This window comes from Pedobacter sp. (assembly GCF_965279535.1).
Taxonomy (GTDB): domain Bacteria; phylum Bacteroidota; class Bacteroidia; order Sphingobacteriales; family Sphingobacteriaceae; genus Pedobacter.
In genome coordinates this window covers 4,618,048-4,635,688 of the sequence record NZ_OZ257244.1, presented here as the reverse complement: position 1 = coordinate 4,635,688, position 17,641 = coordinate 4,618,048, and the positions used below count along the sequence as shown (strand labels likewise).

At 37.7% G+C, this 17,641-nt stretch carries 16 protein-coding genes; 7 read left to right on the top strand and 9 right to left on the bottom strand.

Going from position 1 to position 17,641, the window contains the following annotated elements; all coding sequences use genetic code 11:
* The first annotated feature begins 57 nt into the window (after positions 1-57).
* A complete protein-coding gene (locus ACQY77_RS19255) occupies positions 58-1,194 on the top strand; it encodes a DUF3810 domain-containing protein (RefSeq protein ID WP_421940694.1) in 1,137 nt (378 codons plus the stop codon).
* 103 nt (positions 1,195-1,297) lie between these two features.
* Here the strand turns inward: ACQY77_RS19255 and ACQY77_RS19250 are convergent, their stop codons facing one another.
* On the bottom strand, positions 1,298-1,879 hold the full coding sequence (locus ACQY77_RS19250; RefSeq protein WP_090889813.1) for a tRNA-(ms[2]io[6]A)-hydroxylase: 582 nt from the start codon (positions 1,877-1,879) through the stop codon (positions 1,298-1,300).
* Between the two features lie 348 nt (positions 1,880-2,227).
* Between ACQY77_RS19250 and ACQY77_RS19245 the strand changes: the two genes are divergently transcribed.
* The 3 genes from ACQY77_RS19245 to ACQY77_RS19235 all read left to right on the top strand — a co-directional run bounded on the left by ACQY77_RS19245 (position 2,228) and on the right by ACQY77_RS19235 (position 6,657).
* Complete coding sequence (locus ACQY77_RS19245) at positions 2,228-3,460, top strand: glycosyltransferase (RefSeq protein ID WP_421940695.1); 1,233 nt, start codon at positions 2,228-2,230, stop codon at positions 3,458-3,460.
* Between the two features lie 229 nt (positions 3,461-3,689).
* Complete coding sequence (dnaK, locus tag ACQY77_RS19240) at positions 3,690-5,546, top strand: molecular chaperone DnaK (protein WP_421940696.1); 1,857 nt, start codon at positions 3,690-3,692, stop codon at positions 5,544-5,546.
* Positions 5,547-5,757: 211 nt separating this feature from the next.
* The gene (locus tag ACQY77_RS19235) at positions 5,758-6,657 is read left to right on the top strand and encodes a M28 family peptidase (RefSeq protein WP_421940697.1); all 900 of its coding nucleotides are present in this window, start codon (positions 5,758-5,760) and stop codon (positions 6,655-6,657) included.
* Between the two features lie 46 nt (positions 6,658-6,703).
* Here ACQY77_RS19235 and ACQY77_RS19230 read toward each other — a convergent pair whose 3' ends face one another.
* Positions 6,704-7,264 carry a helix-turn-helix domain-containing protein gene (locus ACQY77_RS19230; protein WP_421940698.1) on the bottom strand — a complete coding sequence of 187 codons (561 nt, stop codon included), beginning with the start codon at positions 7,262-7,264 and terminating at the stop codon, positions 6,704-6,706.
* A 554-nt stretch (positions 7,265-7,818) separates the two neighbouring features.
* Between ACQY77_RS19230 and ACQY77_RS19225 the strand changes: the two genes are divergently transcribed.
* The 3 genes from ACQY77_RS19225 to ACQY77_RS19215 all read left to right on the top strand — a co-directional run bounded on the left by ACQY77_RS19225 (position 7,819) and on the right by ACQY77_RS19215 (position 10,904).
* Positions 7,819-8,850: an LLM class flavin-dependent oxidoreductase gene (locus ACQY77_RS19225; protein WP_421940699.1), complete on the top strand. Its 1,032-nt coding sequence runs from the start codon at positions 7,819-7,821 to the stop codon at positions 8,848-8,850.
* A gap of 582 nt (positions 8,851-9,432) precedes the next feature.
* Positions 9,433-9,885, top strand: a complete 453-nt coding sequence (locus ACQY77_RS19220) for a DUF1569 domain-containing protein (RefSeq protein WP_421940700.1) — start codon at positions 9,433-9,435, stop codon at positions 9,883-9,885.
* Positions 9,886-9,947: 62 nt separating this feature from the next.
* Positions 9,948-10,904, top strand: coding sequence for a zinc dependent phospholipase C family protein (locus ACQY77_RS19215; RefSeq protein ID WP_421940701.1), 957 nt, complete (start codon positions 9,948-9,950; stop codon positions 10,902-10,904).
* A gap of 55 nt (positions 10,905-10,959) precedes the next feature.
* Here the strand turns inward: ACQY77_RS19215 and ACQY77_RS19210 are convergent, their stop codons facing one another.
* The 7 genes from ACQY77_RS19210 to ACQY77_RS19180 all read right to left on the bottom strand — a co-directional run bounded on the left by ACQY77_RS19210 (position 10,960) and on the right by ACQY77_RS19180 (position 17,446).
* Complete coding sequence (locus ACQY77_RS19210; protein WP_421940702.1) at positions 10,960-11,634, bottom strand: VTT domain-containing protein; 675 nt, start codon at positions 11,632-11,634, stop codon at positions 10,960-10,962.
* Positions 11,635-11,699: 65 nt separating this feature from the next.
* Complete coding sequence (locus tag ACQY77_RS19205; protein ID WP_421940703.1) at positions 11,700-12,413, bottom strand: DUF4397 domain-containing protein; 714 nt, start codon at positions 12,411-12,413, stop codon at positions 11,700-11,702.
* 58 nt (positions 12,414-12,471) lie between these two features.
* On the bottom strand, positions 12,472-13,152 hold the full coding sequence (locus tag ACQY77_RS19200) for a DUF4397 domain-containing protein (protein WP_421940704.1): 681 nt from the start codon (positions 13,150-13,152) through the stop codon (positions 12,472-12,474).
* 86 nt (positions 13,153-13,238) lie between these two features.
* Positions 13,239-14,363, bottom strand: a complete 1,125-nt coding sequence (gene dnaN / locus ACQY77_RS19195; RefSeq protein ID WP_090884001.1) for a DNA polymerase III subunit beta — start codon at positions 14,361-14,363, stop codon at positions 13,239-13,241.
* Between the two features lie 33 nt (positions 14,364-14,396).
* Positions 14,397-16,082 (bottom strand): gliding motility-associated ABC transporter substrate-binding protein GldG, encoded by a 1,686-nt coding sequence (gene gldG, locus ACQY77_RS19190; RefSeq protein WP_421940705.1) that lies wholly within the window; start codon positions 16,080-16,082, stop codon positions 14,397-14,399.
* On the bottom strand, positions 16,082-16,807 hold the full coding sequence (gene gldF, locus ACQY77_RS19185; RefSeq protein ID WP_421940706.1) for a gliding motility-associated ABC transporter permease subunit GldF: 726 nt from the start codon (positions 16,805-16,807) through the stop codon (positions 16,082-16,084). The genes gldG and gldF overlap by 1 nt, the downstream gene beginning before the upstream one ends.
* A 102-nt stretch (positions 16,808-16,909) precedes the next feature.
* On the bottom strand, positions 16,910-17,446 hold the full coding sequence (locus ACQY77_RS19180) for a hypothetical protein (RefSeq protein ID WP_421940707.1): 537 nt from the start codon (positions 17,444-17,446) through the stop codon (positions 16,910-16,912).
* Between the last annotated feature and the right edge of the window lie 195 nt (positions 17,447-17,641).

The window sequence follows — 17,641 nt, the reverse complement described above, 5'->3', positions numbered from 1 at the left end:
ATATCAAAAACACTTCAATAATATTAAAGATCTAAAGTTACTAACCCACTGGCAAAAATGAGATCAGTCCAATCTTATCTTATTAAATGCGGTATTCTGATTATAATTACTGCTTTAATTTTCTTTTTTGGCTTATCTCCTACCCTCGTCCAAACCTATTACTCAACGGGGATATATATTTATATTTCTGCTACTTTAAGATTTGTTTCATCAATTTTTCCTTTTGCCATTGGCGATATTATCTACGCCCTGCTTATTGGCTACGTCATTTATAAAATCTATCAGTTTTATCAACTGATTAGAAAAAAGCAACTCCAAAAAAGCCACCGAATAACTGTGCCTTTGCAAGTTTTAAATTTCGGTCTCCTCCTCTACATCATATTCAAATTGGTTTGGGGTTTAAATTACAGCAGACCAAGCATTAGTGAAGAACTCGGCATTGGAAATCAGAAATATAATGTAAAAGAGCTTTTGCTATTGGGGAATTACTTTGTAAATAAAACCAACACTTTAAAAAGTAATTGCTTAGCCGATGGCAATGAAATCCATTTCTCACTTAAACAACTGCGAGAACAAGCGGTTGCCGCTTATGCCAAAATGGATAAGAAAAATAGCGTTTTTTATTACCCTCAACCAAGCGTAAAGTCGGTTTTAATACCCTGGGTGATTAGCAAAGTAGGTATTGAAGGTTATTATGCGCCACTTTCTGCTGAAGCCAATATCAATACTGATTTACCCAGCTTTGTAAAACCCTATGTTACTTGCCATGAAATTGGCCACCAATTGGGTATTGCATACGAAGATGAGGCTAACTTAATGGGGTATTTAACCGCTGGTAACAGCAACAACATTTACTTTCAATACTCTGCGAATTATGAAATGCTAAGGTATATCTTGCTTGAAATCAGGATGAAATCCCCGGACGATTATAAAGCCATAAGGAGCAAAATTTCTGAGCCTGTTTTAGCAGATTTTAAAGCAGAAAAAGAATTCTGGCGAAAATATAACGGCCAGATGTTTGGCTACATGGATGCTGCTTTTGATCGTTTTTTAAAACTCAACAACCAGAAAAAAGGGATTGATAGCTACCAGGATATTGTAATCTGGCTTTGGAATATTCATAAGGCTGAAATTAGTCGGGAAGTCAGCGGTCCGAAGTCAGAAGATATTGTGCGAATCTCCCCTCAAATCTAAATTAGTCGGAAATTCAGGGGACAGAGGTCGGAAGATATTCTGCACATCAATCTCACATCTCAAATCTCACATCTCATATCTCATATCTCATCTTCCACAAAACCTAGCCATGAATAGCTTCTTTAGTTCCAAAGCTTTGAATTAACTCACCTTCAAAATCCAGCCATTCTTTCCAACGTTTTTCTACATCCACATCAATCGAATATTTACGGGCAAAATTTAAGAAGGTAGTATAATGGCCAGCTTCAGAAACCATTAAATCGTAATAGAATTTAGCTAATTCTTCATCTTTGATATTTTGCGAAAGCACACGGAAACGTTCGCAACTTCGGGCCTCAATCATGGCTGCAAATAAAAGCCTGTCGATGAAAGCGGTATTTCGGCTTCCGTCTTTTTTACTGAATTTAACCAGCTTGCCTACATAATCGTCTTTACGCTCACGACTTAAGGTATACCCTCTTTCTTTAATGATATTGATTACCATTTGAAAATGTTGCATTTCCTCAATGGCAATCGCAGTAAGCTCATCAACCAAATCCTGATGCTCTGAATTTTGAGTAATTAAGGTAATCGCATTACTTGCGGCTTTCTGTTCGCACCAGGCATGATCAGATAAAATTTCTTCTAAATTCGATTCAGCAATATTGGCCCAACGCGGGTCCGTCAATAATTTTAATCCTAGCATGGTGTTATCTCTATCGGCTGCAAAATTAAAAATATTTCTGATAGTAAAGGAGGAAGGTGTTGCGGGGAGGGGAAAGTTGAAAGTTGAAAGGCTACCGCCAAAACCCTCTTAGGTGCCTAAGGTGCCTGAGGTGGTGAAAAAAGTCCGGAAGTCCGGGGTCGGGAAGTCAGAACAGATGGAAGTTTAAAGTGGAAAGTGAAAAGTTGAAAGTTGAAAGGCTACCGCCAAAACCCTCTTAGGTGCCTAAGATGTCTGAGGTGGTTAAAAAAATAAAAAACCAAACCCCTTTAAAATCATTTTAATCTGCGGGGAACGGAAAAAACCTTTTATTTTGTACAAATTTTAATCATGAGCCCCAAGAAATTATTGATCATCGGAATGGTATGGCCTGAACCAACTTCATCGGCAGCAGGTACAAGAATGATTCAGCTGATTGACCTATTTCTTACTCAAGGCTATGAAATCACCTTTGCATCAGCTGCTTCTAAAAGTGAATTTAGCTATGATTTTGCAGGTAAAAATATTAAAGAACAGCCAATAATATTAAACGATGAAAGTTTTAATTCGTTTTTAAAGGACCTGCGTCCAAATATAATCCTCTTTGATCGTTTCATGATTGAAGAACAATATGGCTGGCGCGTTCAACAAGAATGTCCTGATGCTTTAAGGATTTTAGATACCGAAGATCTCCATTTTCTGAGACAGGCCCGCCAGCTCGGCGCAAAGAAAGAAGAACTGGTTAACTTATATTCTGATGTTGCCAAAAGAGAAATTGCTTCTATTTTGCGTTGCGATATAAGTTTAATTATTTCTGAAATGGAAATGAATTTACTACTGGAGAAGTTTAAGATTGAGCCATCTCTGTTGCACTATCTCCCTTTCTTAGAAGATGAAATTACGCAAGCTCAGGTAAATAAGTGGCTCTCATTTGATGAGAGAGAAGGCTTTGCATTTATAGGCAACTTTTTGCACGAACCCAACTGGAACACCGTACAGATACTCAAAACTAAAATTTGGCCTGTTTTACGAAAAAAAATTCCAGGTGCGAGCATGAATATTTATGGAGCCTACCCTACTCAAAAGGTGTTGGATTTAAACAACAAGACTGAAAAATTCCTGATTAAAGGCCGGGCATTAGATGCGCAGCAAACCATTGCCAAACACCGCATCCTGCTGGCTCCCATTCAATTTGGTGCTGGTGTTAAAGGCAAATTTATCGATGCCATGCAGGTAGGAACACCAACCGTTACCACTACTGTAGGTGCAGAGGCCATGAGCGGTGATTTAGCCTGGAATGGCATTATTGAAGATGATGCTGATAAATTTATCTCTGCAGCGGTAACCTTATACCAAGATCAAACGCTTTGGCACACTGCACAGCAAAACGGCATGCGCATTATTAATGAACGATATGCTAAAACCGCTTTTGCCGATGTTTTTCTAACCACCATAGATGCCTTGCTTTTAAACTTAAAGACCCACAGAGAAAATAATTTTTTCGGACAAATCCTCAGCCATCACAGCCTTCAAAGTACCAAGTATATGTCGCTTTGGATTGAAGAGAAGAACAAAAAAAATTAACACCTGGGTTTTTCACTGGCCGATGAGCACCCATTTAGGTAAACTAAACCTGATTGAAGGGGAAAGCCCAAACCCTTCTGTTTGGCTTGGACCAAAAAGCAGGACTGCTGCTGCCGAAGAACCACTGTAAACCATTTTCTAAAATATGCTGCATTAGAATTTTAACATACCATTGCCAACTTTACAACATTACAACAATTTTGAGCAACAAAGTGTGTAAATTCGCAGCATGGCAAAAATATCGATTAACCTGGCAACAGGTTCATTACAGCAAGAAGAAATTATTGTAGGTATTGATTTAGGTACTACGAACAGTCTGGTAGCCTTTATTAACCCGGATAAAAACCCTCAGGTAATTAATGATTCGGGCAAAGGACTGCTTGTACCATCTGTTGTTTATTTTAACAGCCATAACGAAGCAATTGTGGGCAATGATGCCAAAGAATTCTTAACCACCGACCCTGCAAACACTATTTTTTCGGTAAAAAGGTTGTTGGGTCGTTCTTACAAAGATGTTGCAGAACACTCCGATATTTTCTCTTATAAAATTATTGATGATGATAGCGATGCCCTGGTAAAAATACACGCCGGAGATCGCTTCTATACCCCTATTGAACTCTCAGCAGAAATTTTAAAGGAGCTTAAAGCCCGTGCAGAGCATGCACTTAAAACGCCTGTTAACAGGGCCGTAATTACTGTGCCGGCATATTTTAACGATAGCCAGCGCCAGGCTACACGTGATGCGGGCAAGCTTGCCGGTTTGGATGTAATGCGCATTGTTAATGAGCCTACTGCAGCCAGTTTAGCTTATGGAATTGGTTTAGATCCGGCTCAGCAAAAAACGATAGCCGTTTACGATTTGGGTGGCGGAACTTTTGATGTTTCCATTCTACAGATTCAAAACGGAATTTTTGAGGTTTTGGCCACCAATGGAAACACCTTTTTGGGTGGTGACGATTTTGATCGTGCCATTTTAAATTATTGGATTGAACAAAACAAACTCGATAAAACTGAACTTTCCAGCAATAACGTATTGATGCAGACATTACGTTTACAGGCAGAAGCTGCAAAGAAAGCCCTATCGAGCCAAAATTTATACAATGAGCAGGTGGGCGAAATCTGGTGCACACTGGATAAGCAAACTTTCGAAAAACTAATTGCAGCAAAGGTAGAGGAAACCATTACTGCTTGTAAAAATGCATTGCAAGACTCGGGTTTAACCGCAGCAGATATTGATGAAGTTATTTTGGTGGGTGGTTCTACCCGTACACCTTATGTTAAACAACAAGTAGAAGCCTTCTTTGGCAAAAAACCTCAGGATAATATTAACCCGGACGAGGTAGTTGCGCTTGGTGCGGCCATCCAGGCTGATGTTTTAGCCGGGAACCGTTCGGATATTTTATTGCTGGATGTTACGCCACTTTCTTTGGGTATTGAAACCATGGGCGGCCTAATGGATGTGATTATTGCGCGTAACAGTAAGGTTCCAACCAAAGCTGGCCGCCAGTATACTACTTCTATTGATGGGCAGGTGAACATGAAAATTTCTGTTTACCAGGGCGAAAGAGATTTGGTTAAAGAAAACCGTAAACTTGCAGAATTTGATTTAAAAGGTATTCCGGCAATGCCAGCGGGACTGCCTAAGGTAGATATTAACTTTTTGCTGAATGCCGATGGAATTTTAACCGTACAAGCCATTGAGCTTCGTTCTGGTGTAAAACAAGAAATTGAAGTAAAACCAAGTTACGGACTTACGGATGATACGGTTGAAAAAATGTTAATTGACAGCATTACCCACGCACAAAGTGATGTTGCACAACGGATGTTGATTGAAGCCAGAAGTGAGGGTGAACAATTGCTGTACACCGCCGAGCGCTTTATAGAAAAACATGCCGAACACTTAACCCAGGCAGAAATCAGAGATACGCAACTGTACATTAGTGCCTTAAAAAATGCACTAACATTGAACGATAAAGACTTAATTCTGAAAAAAGCTGATGAGTTGAATGAATTTACCCGCCCTTTTGCAGAACGTGTAATGGATGCAGCCATTTCTACAGCCATGAAAGGCAAAAAAATAGAATAATTGCTTGCTTTTTTAGCTGAAAAATTTTTAGAAAGGATTATGGGCCAATGTTCATAATCCTTTTTCTTTTTAGAAAAGCAAGTCAGCTACTCGTCGATTGCAAGAGTCTCGCATTCTGATTTATTCCGGAAACTTTCTGGTTCATTGGATATTAGCGCTTAAATAATTATCTTCAACTGTGCGCTTCATCAACTTAAAAATTTATCCGATAATGCTTTTAATATGGATGGTTAATGTCCTCCATTCCAATGCTCAATCTGATACCGCCCTAATTATTACTCAGCTTAAAAATATTACAAAAACAGCTGGTTATAGAAACCATAGCAACTTAGATCAACTCAATTCAACTGCTGAATATATCCGTTCAACTTTTAGGAAATCATCAGATAGCGTATCATTTCAAGAATATACTGTAGACCAAAAAGTTTACAAAAATGTCATTTGCTCTTTCGGCACAGAAAATAAACAACGGATTATAGTTGGTGCACATTATGATGTTTGTGGAGATCAGGAAGGGGCAGATGATAATGCATCGGGGGTGGTAGGTTTATTGGAACTGGCCAGGATGCTTGCAGGTAAGCAGCTGAATTACCGCATTGATCTGGTGGCCTATACTTTAGAGGAACCACCTTACTTTAGAACGGAACATATGGGAAGCTATATTCATGCACAATCATTAACTGATATAAAATCAGATGTATTGGGCATGATTTCTCTCGAAATGATTGGCTATTTTAAAGATGAACCCGCATCTCAATCCTACCCTATTGGCATACTGTCAGCCTTCTACGGAAATAAAGGAAATTATATTACACTGGTAAAGAAATTTGGTGCAGGCAGGTTTGTGCGCCATTTTGTTAAAAGATTTAAATCTGCTGATAAGATCAGGACAAAAACTTTTGCCGGACCGCCAAAACTCCCGGGAATTGATTTTTCTGACCATTTGAACTATTGGAAATTTGGCTTTGGTGCTTTAATGATTACAGATACCTCCTTCTACCGCAATAAGAACTATCACCAAAAAACAGACACCATGGAAACGTTGGATATTGAAAGAATGAGCAAAGTAATTGACAGTGTATATGACAGCCTAATCTCTATGAGATTGTAGTTTTATTACAAAAAGTGAATCCCTGTCGTTTGTAGGCCAGCCGAAATTATATCTGTTGGGGTAAAGGTAGCGTAAGCGAGCTAACCTCATCCATAATTAATTTTGCCGAATCTATTTCCTTTTCGAGCATCAGAATTTCAAAGCGAAGCAAAGCCTGCTTTTTAACACCGAATTTGTTTAATTTCTGCGCGCATTCTATCTCTAGCACCTCTATGTAAACCATAGTTGGTTGATCATCGGAAAATTTTATTTTTAAACCAGGAATCAGGTTCCATAAATTTTGGGTCTGCAAATAATCTGTCTGTAGCTTTGCCAGTTTATTTCGAAGAAGATCCAGCTTATAGGAAGATTGTTTTACTTTATCAGTTAAAACTTTAACTACCTCAAGTGCTGCCCTTTGCTCTTTGGTATAAATTTGCTCAAAAGATTTAATGTCTTTTTCTAAGCCTGTGTGCCTTAAAAGCGCTATAGTACTTAATGCCGCAAGCTGTTTAGTATTAGGATAACGGAGGCCTTTTTCGTACTGAGTAATGCTTACTCTTGATGCTCCAATTAAATTACCAAACTCCTCTTGAGTTAAACCCAGTTCTTTCCTAAGCTCTTTCATTGTGTGTAAAGTTTATTTTAAAATTATTTTTTGCAACATTTTCTCTTGTAACATTTTTTTGTGTTGCAATAAAACATGTTACATCTTTTGTAACATAATTTGTTGTTACATTTTTTTATGTTACAATAAAATAGGTTACAAATTATTTTCACAGACTTTCTGTTCCAAAAGGGAACTACCAAAAATAAGGCGTGGTAATCCCACTTCCACTGTTAGAGGCCCTGAGAAGCCCTGAATGAGAAAGGTGGGCCCACGCCAATAGCATGAGTATAACACTATTCTCTCATTCGGATTGAAATTTCTAAGGTTTCTGACACGAGACTATAGTGCGAAATGCTTCAATATTTTGTGAAGTATACGCTGAAAATAAATTTTAGGGAATCAATACTCAAACGTAAATAAAAGTTAATAAGAAACAAATTCTAAAAGGAGAATTGTACAGCCGATTTAAACAGTGCCTCCTTTGCCGTTAAATTACCTATAGACTTTTTCTTACCATACATCAAAATTAAACTAAAGCTCAATACTTATTTTTGTTAAAATTATTTAAGCGTATGGAATTAGGTATTGGCATGTTTGGCGATTTGCAGGTGAGTGCATCAGGCGAAATTCAGCCCGCACAGCAAAGATTACAAGAGATTATTGAAGAAATTAAACTCATGGATGAGGTTGGTTTAGATTTCTATGGCATTGGAGAACACCATCGCCCGGATTATGCTGTGTCTAGTCCCGAAATTATTTTAGCAGCCGCAGCTACCGTTACCAAAAACATTAAACTGAGCAGTGCCGTTTCTGTTTTGAGTTCATCAGATCCGGTAAAACTCTATCAAAATTTCGCTACGATCGATCTTATTTCTAATGGCAGAGCAGAATTGATGGCCGGCCGCGGAAGTTTCATTGAATCTTTTCCATTATTTGGTTTTAACCTTCAGGATTACGATCAACTGTATGAGGAAAAGCTGGATTTACTTTTAAAAATAAATAAAGAACCTAAAATTAGCTGGAAGGGCAATTTCAGATCTGAATTGGTTAACCAGGAGGTTTTACCCAGAGCAGTTAACAACAAATTAAAAATTTGGGTAGCCATAGGTGGCACACCAGAATCTGTTGAAAGAGCAGGCAGATTAGGGTTACCGGTAATGTTTGCCATAATTGGCGGGCAACCTATACAATTTAAACCCCTGTTTGATTATTACAAACGTGTTTACGAAGCATACGGGCACGACATGAATAAATTTGAAGTGGGTGTTCATATGCATTCTTTATTTGGCGAAAATAGTGCGGAAACTGCCGAATATTATTACCCGCTTTATGCTGCCCAAATGAACAGGGTTGGCAAGAGCCGAGGATGGCCCCCTTACCAGCGCAGCCAATTTGATATGGGAAGAGGTAGCAGTGGAGCTTTAATTATTGGAGATGCCAATGAATCCATTGATAAGATTCTGTCTATGCAGGAAACTTTTGGCTTAACCAGATTTTCTGCCCACATGGATGTTGGTGGTCCTTCTCATAGTGCAATGATGAAATCAATAGAGATTTTTGGAACGAAGATCGCTCCGGCGGTGAGGAAAGCATTGCAAGGGTAAGGATGTGCTTTTTTTAGTATCAGGTATTGAGTATCAAGACAGGGTACTGAATTGTTTAATTGATTAATTGTTGAATTGAAAACCGTGTAAACAATTATTTTTTTTATCACCGCTTAAGGCATATTAGGTCCCTAAGAAGTTTTTAGGCGGTGGTATTTTCACTTTCAACTCTTCCAACTTCCCAACCTCTGACTTCCGGACTTTTTTCAGCACCTCAGACATCTTAGACGTCTAAGACGGGTTTGGAGATAGCCTTTCAACTTTTTACCTTAAACTTTCAACTTCCACCTCTTCCGACTTTCCGACCTCTGACTTCCGGACTTTTTTCACCACCTAAGGCACCTTAGACACCTAAGAGGGTTTTGGCGGTGGCTTTAAACTTTTTACTTTCAACTTTTCATTTCCACCTTTTCCGACTTTCCGACCTCTGACTTCCGGACTTTTTCACCACCTAAGACATCTTAGACGTCTAAGACGGGTTTGGAGATAGCCTTTCAACTTTTCACTTTCAACTCCCCATTTCACAACCAGCTTGCGTATCTCCAATCCAATCCATATATTAGTTTAACAACCAAACAGAATATGAAGAATATTTTTCAGCCTTCGGTAAACACTGAAGTAATTGATAGGATTAATCGACTTGAACCTGGATTACCTGCAAAATGGGGTAAAATGAATGCATCTCAAATGCTTGCACATTGTAATGTAAGCTATGAAATGGTTTATGATGACATACATCCAAAACCTAATTTTTTTATGAAATTCATTTTAAAAAATTTAGTTAAAGCCAAGGTGATGAGCGAAAAGCCATATCCAAAAAGTAGCCCTACTGCTCCTCAGTTTATCATCACAACTGAAAAAGACTTTGCAAAAGAAAAAGCACGGTTAATTGAATACCTGAATAAGACGCAGGAATTAGGTGAAGATTATTTCGATGGGAAGGAATCACATTCTTTTGGAAAGTTGAATAAATCTGAGTGGAATATATTATTTTACAAACACATAGACCACCATCTCGCGCAATTTGGCGTATAAAATTTTACCAGCACTTACCTGCCAAGAATCTTGTAAGTGCTGTTTTTTACTTACCTTCTATCATGAAAAGATTAGCGCTATGTATTACGTTAATCATCCCACTATTTTTTTGCACATCCTGGGGCTTCTTTGCGCATCAAAGGATAAATAAACTGGCCATTTTCACACTTCCCGCTGAGATGTTTGGTTTCTATAAGCGGCAAGCAAAATATATAACTGAACATGCGGTAGATGCCGACAAACGACGCTATGCAGACTCATTAGAAGCCCCAAGGCATTATCTGGATGTAGAAAATTATGAGAAACATATGGATAGCATTCCCGAAAAATGGCAAGATGCAGTAGTTAAATACGGGCAAAAAAGATTGAATGCCAATGGTATAGTTCCCTGGCAAATTCAACGAACATATTATAGTTTGGTTAAAGCTTTTAAAACCAGAGATTCAATTAAAATATTGAAGTATTCGGCTGATTTAGGTCATTATATTGGCGATGCACATGTACCTTTGCACACTACAGCCAATCACAATGGTCAGTTCAGTAATCAGGTTGGCATACATGCATTTTGGGAAAGCCGATTACCAGAATTATTTTCCACGCGTTATAATTTCGTAGTAGGTAAAGCTGTTTACATTGAAAATCCTTTAAAGCAAGCATGGAGCATTGTAAAACACACGCACAAGCTGGTTGATACCGTACTTAGTTTTGAAGCAGCACTCAACCGGTCTTTCCCCTCTGATTTGAAGTATAGCTTTACTGAACAGCATAACCAGGTGGTTAAACAGTATTCACTTGCCTATTCTAAGGCATACCATGACAAGATGAATCATATGGTAGAGAAACAAATGCGTTCGGCCATTATACAAACAGGTTCTTATTGGTTTTCAGCCTGGGTAGATGCTGGTCAGCCCAGCTTAAAAGGGCTAAAAAAAATTGAACTTCTTCCTGAGGAAATAAAAGCGGAAGAAGAATTAAATAAGAAAATTAAAAGCGCAAGGCTTGTTGGAAGAGAGTTCTAACAAAAGAAGCCCAATGATATTGATCATCGGGCTTCTGTATAAATTTTAGAAGTGACTAATCTTCTACTTCTAAAATCTTTTCGATTTTTTTAGGTTGCATACGGCTTTTAATTGCGGCCCAGATAGCCGGAACAAAAGTTACTACAGCAATGGTAATGATAACCACTTCAAAGTTATTTTTGATAATCGGAATTTGTCCAAGCAGGTAACCACCTATTAATAAAGCAAAAATCCAGGTAAATCCACCAACAATGTTAAAGAAGGTAAATCTTCCGAAAGGCATTTTTGCAATACCAGCAACAAAAGGTGCAATTGTTCTGAAAATAGGTAAAAACCTACTTAACATAATGGCCTTACCTCCATGTTTCTCGAAAAATTCGTGAGATTGGTGATAGTATTTAAGTTTTAATATTTTATTATTTTCCTTGAAAACACCCGCTCCAAGCACACTTCCGAGCTTATAATTTAGGGTATTACCAGCAATTGCGGCTACAATTAAGATTAACAACATTAGCCAGATATTCAGACCTGTGTTTCCACCTGCAATTAAAGCACCCATTGCGAAAAGCAACGAATCACCAGGTAAGAAAGGGGTAATTACAAATCCAGTTTCTGCGAAAATGATTAAGAATAAAATGAGGTAAGTCCAGGTTTGATAGTCGCGAACGATTACGGCTAAGTGAACATCGATATGGGCAATAAAATCCCAGAGTTGTTGTAGTAATTCCAATTGATCTGATTTTGGGCAAAAATATGAATATGAAAAGGATTTTAATTCACAGATAAGTAAATATGTTAGTTTGCTTGAACCAAGCGCATTTGAAGTTCACTGGCTTTGTTCCCATCAAGCAAAACGGTATACACCTTACCTTTACTTATGGCAATCTTTTTAGTTGTTGTTCCAGCTGAGTCTAATGAATCTAATGCTTTCTGTGTTGCAATAGGGTTTGTTAAATCGAAAAATATTTTTGTTGCTTTGGTAACCTTCACTTTATAGGTAACTTTATTTCCGTACGCTAGAGTAAAAGGAGCAAATGCATTTCCTGCATCTCTTACCTGAACCGTATTATTTCCCAGCGTGTATCCTAAATTTAAAAAGGTAAGTTTAGCAGAATCTAAGTCTTGTTTAACATCATCCCGGTAAACAAGCAACGATGGTGGGTCGGTTGGGGTTTTACGGGTGTAGAAAACAGAATAATGTGCCCCAATTTCAAACTTTTGATCGGTGCTTGCAACGGCATTTGTGGTATTAATGTTCCTTGAAGTAATTTTATAGGTTGAATCGCCGGCAACCACTATGTAATTACTATTGGATCCGTATACGGTAGAAGCACCAGATTGAATGCCATTTAAATAAAAATTTTGCGTGGTATCCGTTACAGCACTTTGAAAATACCTGACTTTTGCATCACCGGCAATAAAATTTTCATTCTTACTACACGCAACAAAGCATAAGGCTAATCCGAATAATAAAAATATGCTGGTAAATAGAAATGATCTGCTCTTCATAAAAACTGAATGTACTATAAAAACGTAAAGATAGCACAAAGCATATTAAGTTATTAAATTAATTATCGCTGATGAGATGGGCTTCCAATGTTGAGGCCGTATTTCCGCTAAACCAGATGGTATAAATTTTCCCTGCCTCTAATAATTTACCATCTAAAGTTTTAATACTTCCGGAGCCAACAACATTAAATCTTAAATTCATACCTGCATCAACCGCGAAATAATTGGATGCCTCCTTATATAATAGTCCGTTTACGAATTGAGTACCGGCCTGTACACTTACATTAATCCCTGTTACAAACGAAGGTGTGAGGTTGATGAGTTTAATTTTAGCCTTTCCAGTTTCTGTGTTACTGAGGTTATCTTCATAACTTATAACTTCGCGCTCACCAGTTCTGTTATTGGTTAAAAAAACAGTATAAACAAGTGAGGGTGTGAAATTTATAGTTCCGGCTGTGGTAATATTATTTGCACCTGTAAAGGAAATTTCCCTGCTCCCCGAAAATAGTTTTAAATATTCGGTAGATTCACTAAAGGCTAATGCAGCGGTGGTTTTCTTTTCGCCATCAACATAAACATCCTGGTTATATTCAGTTGTTACAGCATTAACCAATTTTACCCTGGCCTCTCCCTTTGCCACAACATCGGGATCATGCTTTTTACAGGCACCAAGCGTAAATAAAGAAATAAGAATTAGAAAATTGAGAATTTGAAGCGAGCGTTTAGTAAAGATTTTCATGAGTTGTTGTATTAGATTGTTAACAGAAATGGCTTGGTCAAAAACCAAGCCATTTCTGTTAACAATCTAAAAGAATAGTTTATTTACTAATAACTGTTGTTAAGCATAACCGGCATTACCAACATTAAAACATCTTCATTTTCATCGTTGGTTTGCGGAATTAATAAGCCCGCTCTGTTCGGTGTAGAAAGTTCCAAAGTAACTTCCTCGCCACTTAAATTGTTTAACATTTCGATCAGGAAACGTGCGTTAAAGCCAATTTCTAAATCTTCACCATCATACTGGCAGCTTAAACGCTCATGCGCTTCGTTTGCAAAGTCTAAATCCTCTGATGAAATATTCAGTTCGCTGCCATTAATTTTTAATCTTACCTGGTGCGTTGTTTTATTTGCAAAAATAACCACCCTACGGAGTGTATTTAAGAACAATCCTCTGTCGATGACTAATTTGTTCGGATTGTTCTGAGGAATAACCGCCTCATAATCAGGATAACGCTCGTCTATTAAACGACACACTAAATTGATATTTTCGAACTTAAAAAAAGCACTTGTTGCATTATAATCAACTGAAACATTGATATCTGTTGAAGGCAATGCCGCTTTCAGTAAGGTTAAAGCTTTTTTAGGCAAGATAAATGAAGCTGCTTTATCAGCTTTGCTATCCATTCTGCGATAGCGTACTAACTTATGCGCATCGGTAGCAACAAACGTAATGTGTTGAGGAGATAATTGACAAAACACCCCTGTCATCGCCGGGCGAAGCTCATCATTACTTACAGCAAAAATGGTTTTGGTAATGGCCTCAGTAAGTACAGAAGCGGGCAAATTTACAGATGAAGCATTCTCTACCACCGGGATTTTTGGAAAATCATCTCCATTTTCGCCACTCAATTTATATTTACCGTCACCTGCACTAATCTCAATAGCAAAAGTGCTATCATCAATATTGAAAGCGATAGGTTGATCTGGTAAGGTTTTTAAAGTATCTAATAAAATTTTTGAGGGAACAGCAACCTTGCCTTCTTCCTTTGACTCTACCGGTAATGCAGTAGTCATACTGGTTTGCAAATCAGTTGCAGAGATAGTCAAGTTTCCGTCTTTAATCTCAAATAGAAAATTTTCTAATATTGGTAAAACTGTACTGCTGCTTGAAGCACCATTTACAGTTTGTAGATGTTTTAATAAAGTTGATGTGGATACAATAAATCTCATGATATCATTTAGTCTTCTTCAAAAATATAAAAATTATTTAGCGTACTTGTACTTGCGGTAATAATGTTGAAAAATCGCAAAGAATATTAACAAAAGCAAGGGGGCAACTACATTTATAAACTGCCATTTCGTTTTTTCGATCTTAATTTTGCCTTTATCCATTAATCTAATCTTAACTTCCTTATCCCGAAGGCTGATTAAATTATCATCGTCGGTAAAATAATCAATTATATTTAATAAAAGTGCCTTATTACCATAAGTTCGCTGGCTATATCGATCAAAGCCTAAAGGTAATGGTGTACCATCTTTCTCCACAACCTGATTTTTAAATACATCTCCATCTCCAATAACAATCATTTTAGTTGTTTTACCTGATTGTAAATCGGTATAAGGTGCTGTAATCCCGACAGGTAATGGCCTTCCTGCAAAAACTGATGGAAAACTTCCTTCGAGGAGCGCAGCAACGTTTTGCGGGCGGTTGCTAAACAACTTAGGATCTGGCTGTTCTGCCACCATTTGCAAACTAAATAACTTTGGCAGTTCGAAAACACGATTAAAAGCAGAAGTATTTAAAAGGTAGCTTTTACTTATCCCTTTTGCCCCAATGGTGTCTACTGTACTTGGAAATTCTGTTTTTATACCATCTAGTTTTTTCACTACACTTTTTGAAGTATCGGGCAGCACAATAGGATAATAAAACCATGGAAGCAGTTGAATTTGGCTTTGGCCGGCCACATTTCCGGTGGATACCGGGATTTCAGCACAATTTGCCGGGTCGGCGATGATGTTATAATTAATTCTTGCGCCGTACATGAAGAGCATATCATCCAGGTTTAGGCTCTGGTTAAAAACCATCTGACCATTTCGCCCTCTTAAACTATCTAATTCTGCATTTACCTGATCAATACTCCATAACACCCTCCCCCCATTCATTACAAAATAATTAATCTTATATTTTTCGGTTTCGGTAAATGCTTTTTTAGGCTTTGCAATAACTAAAACCTTAAGTTTATCAAGTCCTCCCTGATCTATTGATTGTAAGTCAACACGCCCCACTTCATAACTGTTAGATAGCGTATGAATGGCATCAGCGAGTTGAAGATCAGACAATTCTCCATTTGATTCTGTAAAACCAATTCGTGGATTGCTTCCTGTAATTACCTTTTTTAAACTGGAAGTAAATACATATTCTAGATTCTCGATAGAACGATTGATATTATCTTCGTAACTACCAGAAACATCCAGATTCTGAAGTAATTTAACGGGCAACATCTTTCCGCCACCTTCAATCATCGCTGCAGGAAAAACAAGTTTTTGCGTTAGCCCTGCTTCTGTTTTAACACTGAGGTTAGTGGGTTCTATGCCCTGATCATACAAGTTATGCATCACCGTATCCTGGTCTTCAGCGCTTAATCCTTTTAATGGATCTAAAAAAACGACCTTAATTTCCTGGGAAGAATAAGCCTTGTAATCTGCCAATAAATCCTTTACACCCGATCGTAATCGTTTAAATGCCGGAGGAAGTTCGCCATCTAAAAAAACCGTAACTATGATGGGTTTCTGATTATTGGACAGAAGTGTTTTTGTTTTATCGTTTAAGGTAAATCGCTTATCCGCTGTAAAATCAAAACGGTGATAAAAATTGGCTCCCAATACGTTGATCAATAGTAGCGCAACAATCAGGATTAAAGGTTTAATCCATTTTTTTCTACTCAGCATTACTTCTTTCCTCCCATAATCATTTGCGTAAACAGAAGAAACAGCGATGCGAAGGTGATAAAATAAATGAGATCCCTCGTATCTAAAACTCCCCTGCTAATGGATAAATAGTGTGCATTAATGCCTAAACTGGCAATCGCAGCCTCAACATTTTGCAGGCTTAAGAACTGGCTGGAGTAATCAAAACCTAAAAAAGAAAAAGCACATAAAGCAGCGGCGATTATAAATGAGATAATTTGATTTTTTGTTAAGGCTGATGAAAAAATCCCTATAGCAGTGAAAGCAGAACCTAATAAAAATAGTCCGATATATGAACCCACTACTGCACCAGTATCCACATTCCCTTCCGGAAAACCGAGCTTTGAAACTGAAAAATAATAGATAACTGTTGGAATTAAGGCCAAAAGCACCAATGTTAAACTTGATAAATATTTAGCCATCACAATTTGCCAGATGGTGATGGGTTTAGTAACCAGTAATTCATAGGTTCCCTCTCTTCTTTCCTCAGCAAAAGACCTCATGGTTATCGCTGGGATGAGAAACATAAACAGGTAAGGTACCAGACTGAAAAACCCACTTAAATCGGCGTATCCATAGTCAAGTAAGGAGGTATCAGGAAAAAACCAGAGCAACAAGCCTGAAACCAGTAGAAAGACAGCAATGGTAATGTAGGCTACCATCGAATTCAAGAAACTGAATAATTCGCGTTTAAAAACTGCGTACATAGGCGGTAAAAATGCCGAAGTTACTCAATTATTACTGCAAATTAAATTTCATAAAAAAAGCCCCCAATTGCTTGGAGGCTCTTAAACTAAAATTCATTTTTCTTATAGTCCGAAAGCAAATGCTGCACGGATGCCAATAAATGATGAAGTACCATTTTTAGACCATCCTTCATAACGTACACCTAAGTCAATTGCTGATTTATCGCTAACTGCGAAAGATGTACCTAAAGTTGGTGCATAAACAAAAGCAGTACCGCTACCTTCATCTGTACCAAAAACAGCACCAAGTTCGGCAGCACCGTAGAAGTTACCACCAAAATAATATTTAGCGCCTGCTTTTACAGGTACAAATCCAGGATTTGACAACTCTACACCAAAAGCTTTCGCTGCATCTTTTATTTCTTTTTTGTAGCCTAATGAAATATAACCAGCAGATGCTGTTAAATTTAAAGAAGGTGCTACATTGAATTCTGCTTGCACCGAACCACCGTAACCTAAGTTGAAACCTTCACCAGCATCTCCAACTGGAAATAAAAATTCTGGTCCAACACTAATTTTGTTTACTGCTCCTTCTGTTTGAGCTGAAGCTGCAAAGCCTAAGCCTGCAACCATTAATAAAGAAAGTAATACTTTTTTCATTGTGATTTGTTAATTATGATTGTTAAAATTATATATCGCGAGTTTTGACAAGACTTATGCCAAAAAGTTACAACCACCCAAACAAACCATAATAACAAGCTGAAATACAAAGGATTAAATAAATAAAAGAGAATCAAATTTGATGAATGAAAGGATTATAACCTTTTAAGAAACGTCTTTGCAATAGGACAACTA

Excerpts from the sequence above, each read along its gene's own strand:
- ACQY77_RS19255 (WP_421940694.1), top strand. The coding sequence starts at position 58 with ATGAGATCAGTCCAATCTTATCTTATTAAATGCGGTATTCTGATTATA.
- ACQY77_RS19235 (WP_421940697.1), top strand. The coding sequence starts at position 5,758 with ATGCTTTTAATATGGATGGTTAATGTCCTCCATTCCAATGCTCAATCT.
- ACQY77_RS19245 (WP_421940695.1), top strand. The coding sequence starts at position 2,228 with ATGAGCCCCAAGAAATTATTGATCATCGGAATGGTATGGCCTGAACCA.
- ACQY77_RS19180 (WP_421940707.1), bottom strand. The coding sequence starts at position 17,446 with ATGAAAAAAGTATTACTTTCTTTATTAATGGTTGCAGGCTTAGGCTTT.
- ACQY77_RS19230 (WP_421940698.1), bottom strand. The coding sequence starts at position 7,264 with ATGAAAGAGCTTAGGAAAGAACTGGGTTTAACTCAAGAGGAGTTTGGT.
- ACQY77_RS19200 (WP_421940704.1), bottom strand. The coding sequence starts at position 13,152 with ATGAAAATCTTTACTAAACGCTCGCTTCAAATTCTCAATTTTCTAATT.
- ACQY77_RS19215 (WP_421940701.1), top strand. The coding sequence starts at position 9,948 with ATGAAAAGATTAGCGCTATGTATTACGTTAATCATCCCACTATTTTTT.
- ACQY77_RS19205 (WP_421940703.1), bottom strand. The coding sequence starts at position 12,413 with ATGAAGAGCAGATCATTTCTATTTACCAGCATATTTTTATTATTCGGA.
- ACQY77_RS19225 (WP_421940699.1), top strand. The coding sequence starts at position 7,819 with ATGGAATTAGGTATTGGCATGTTTGGCGATTTGCAGGTGAGTGCATCA.
- gldF (WP_421940706.1), bottom strand. The coding sequence starts at position 16,807 with ATGTACGCAGTTTTTAAACGCGAATTATTCAGTTTCTTGAATTCGATG.
- ACQY77_RS19250 (WP_090889813.1), bottom strand. The coding sequence starts at position 1,879 with ATGCTAGGATTAAAATTATTGACGGACCCGCGTTGGGCCAATATTGCT.
- ACQY77_RS19220 (WP_421940700.1), top strand. The coding sequence starts at position 9,433 with ATGAAGAATATTTTTCAGCCTTCGGTAAACACTGAAGTAATTGATAGG.
- dnaN (WP_090884001.1), bottom strand. The coding sequence starts at position 14,363 with ATGAGATTTATTGTATCCACATCAACTTTATTAAAACATCTACAAACT.
- dnaK (WP_421940696.1), top strand. The coding sequence starts at position 3,690 with ATGGCAAAAATATCGATTAACCTGGCAACAGGTTCATTACAGCAAGAA.
- gldG (WP_421940705.1), bottom strand. The coding sequence starts at position 16,082 with ATGCTGAGTAGAAAAAAATGGATTAAACCTTTAATCCTGATTGTTGCG.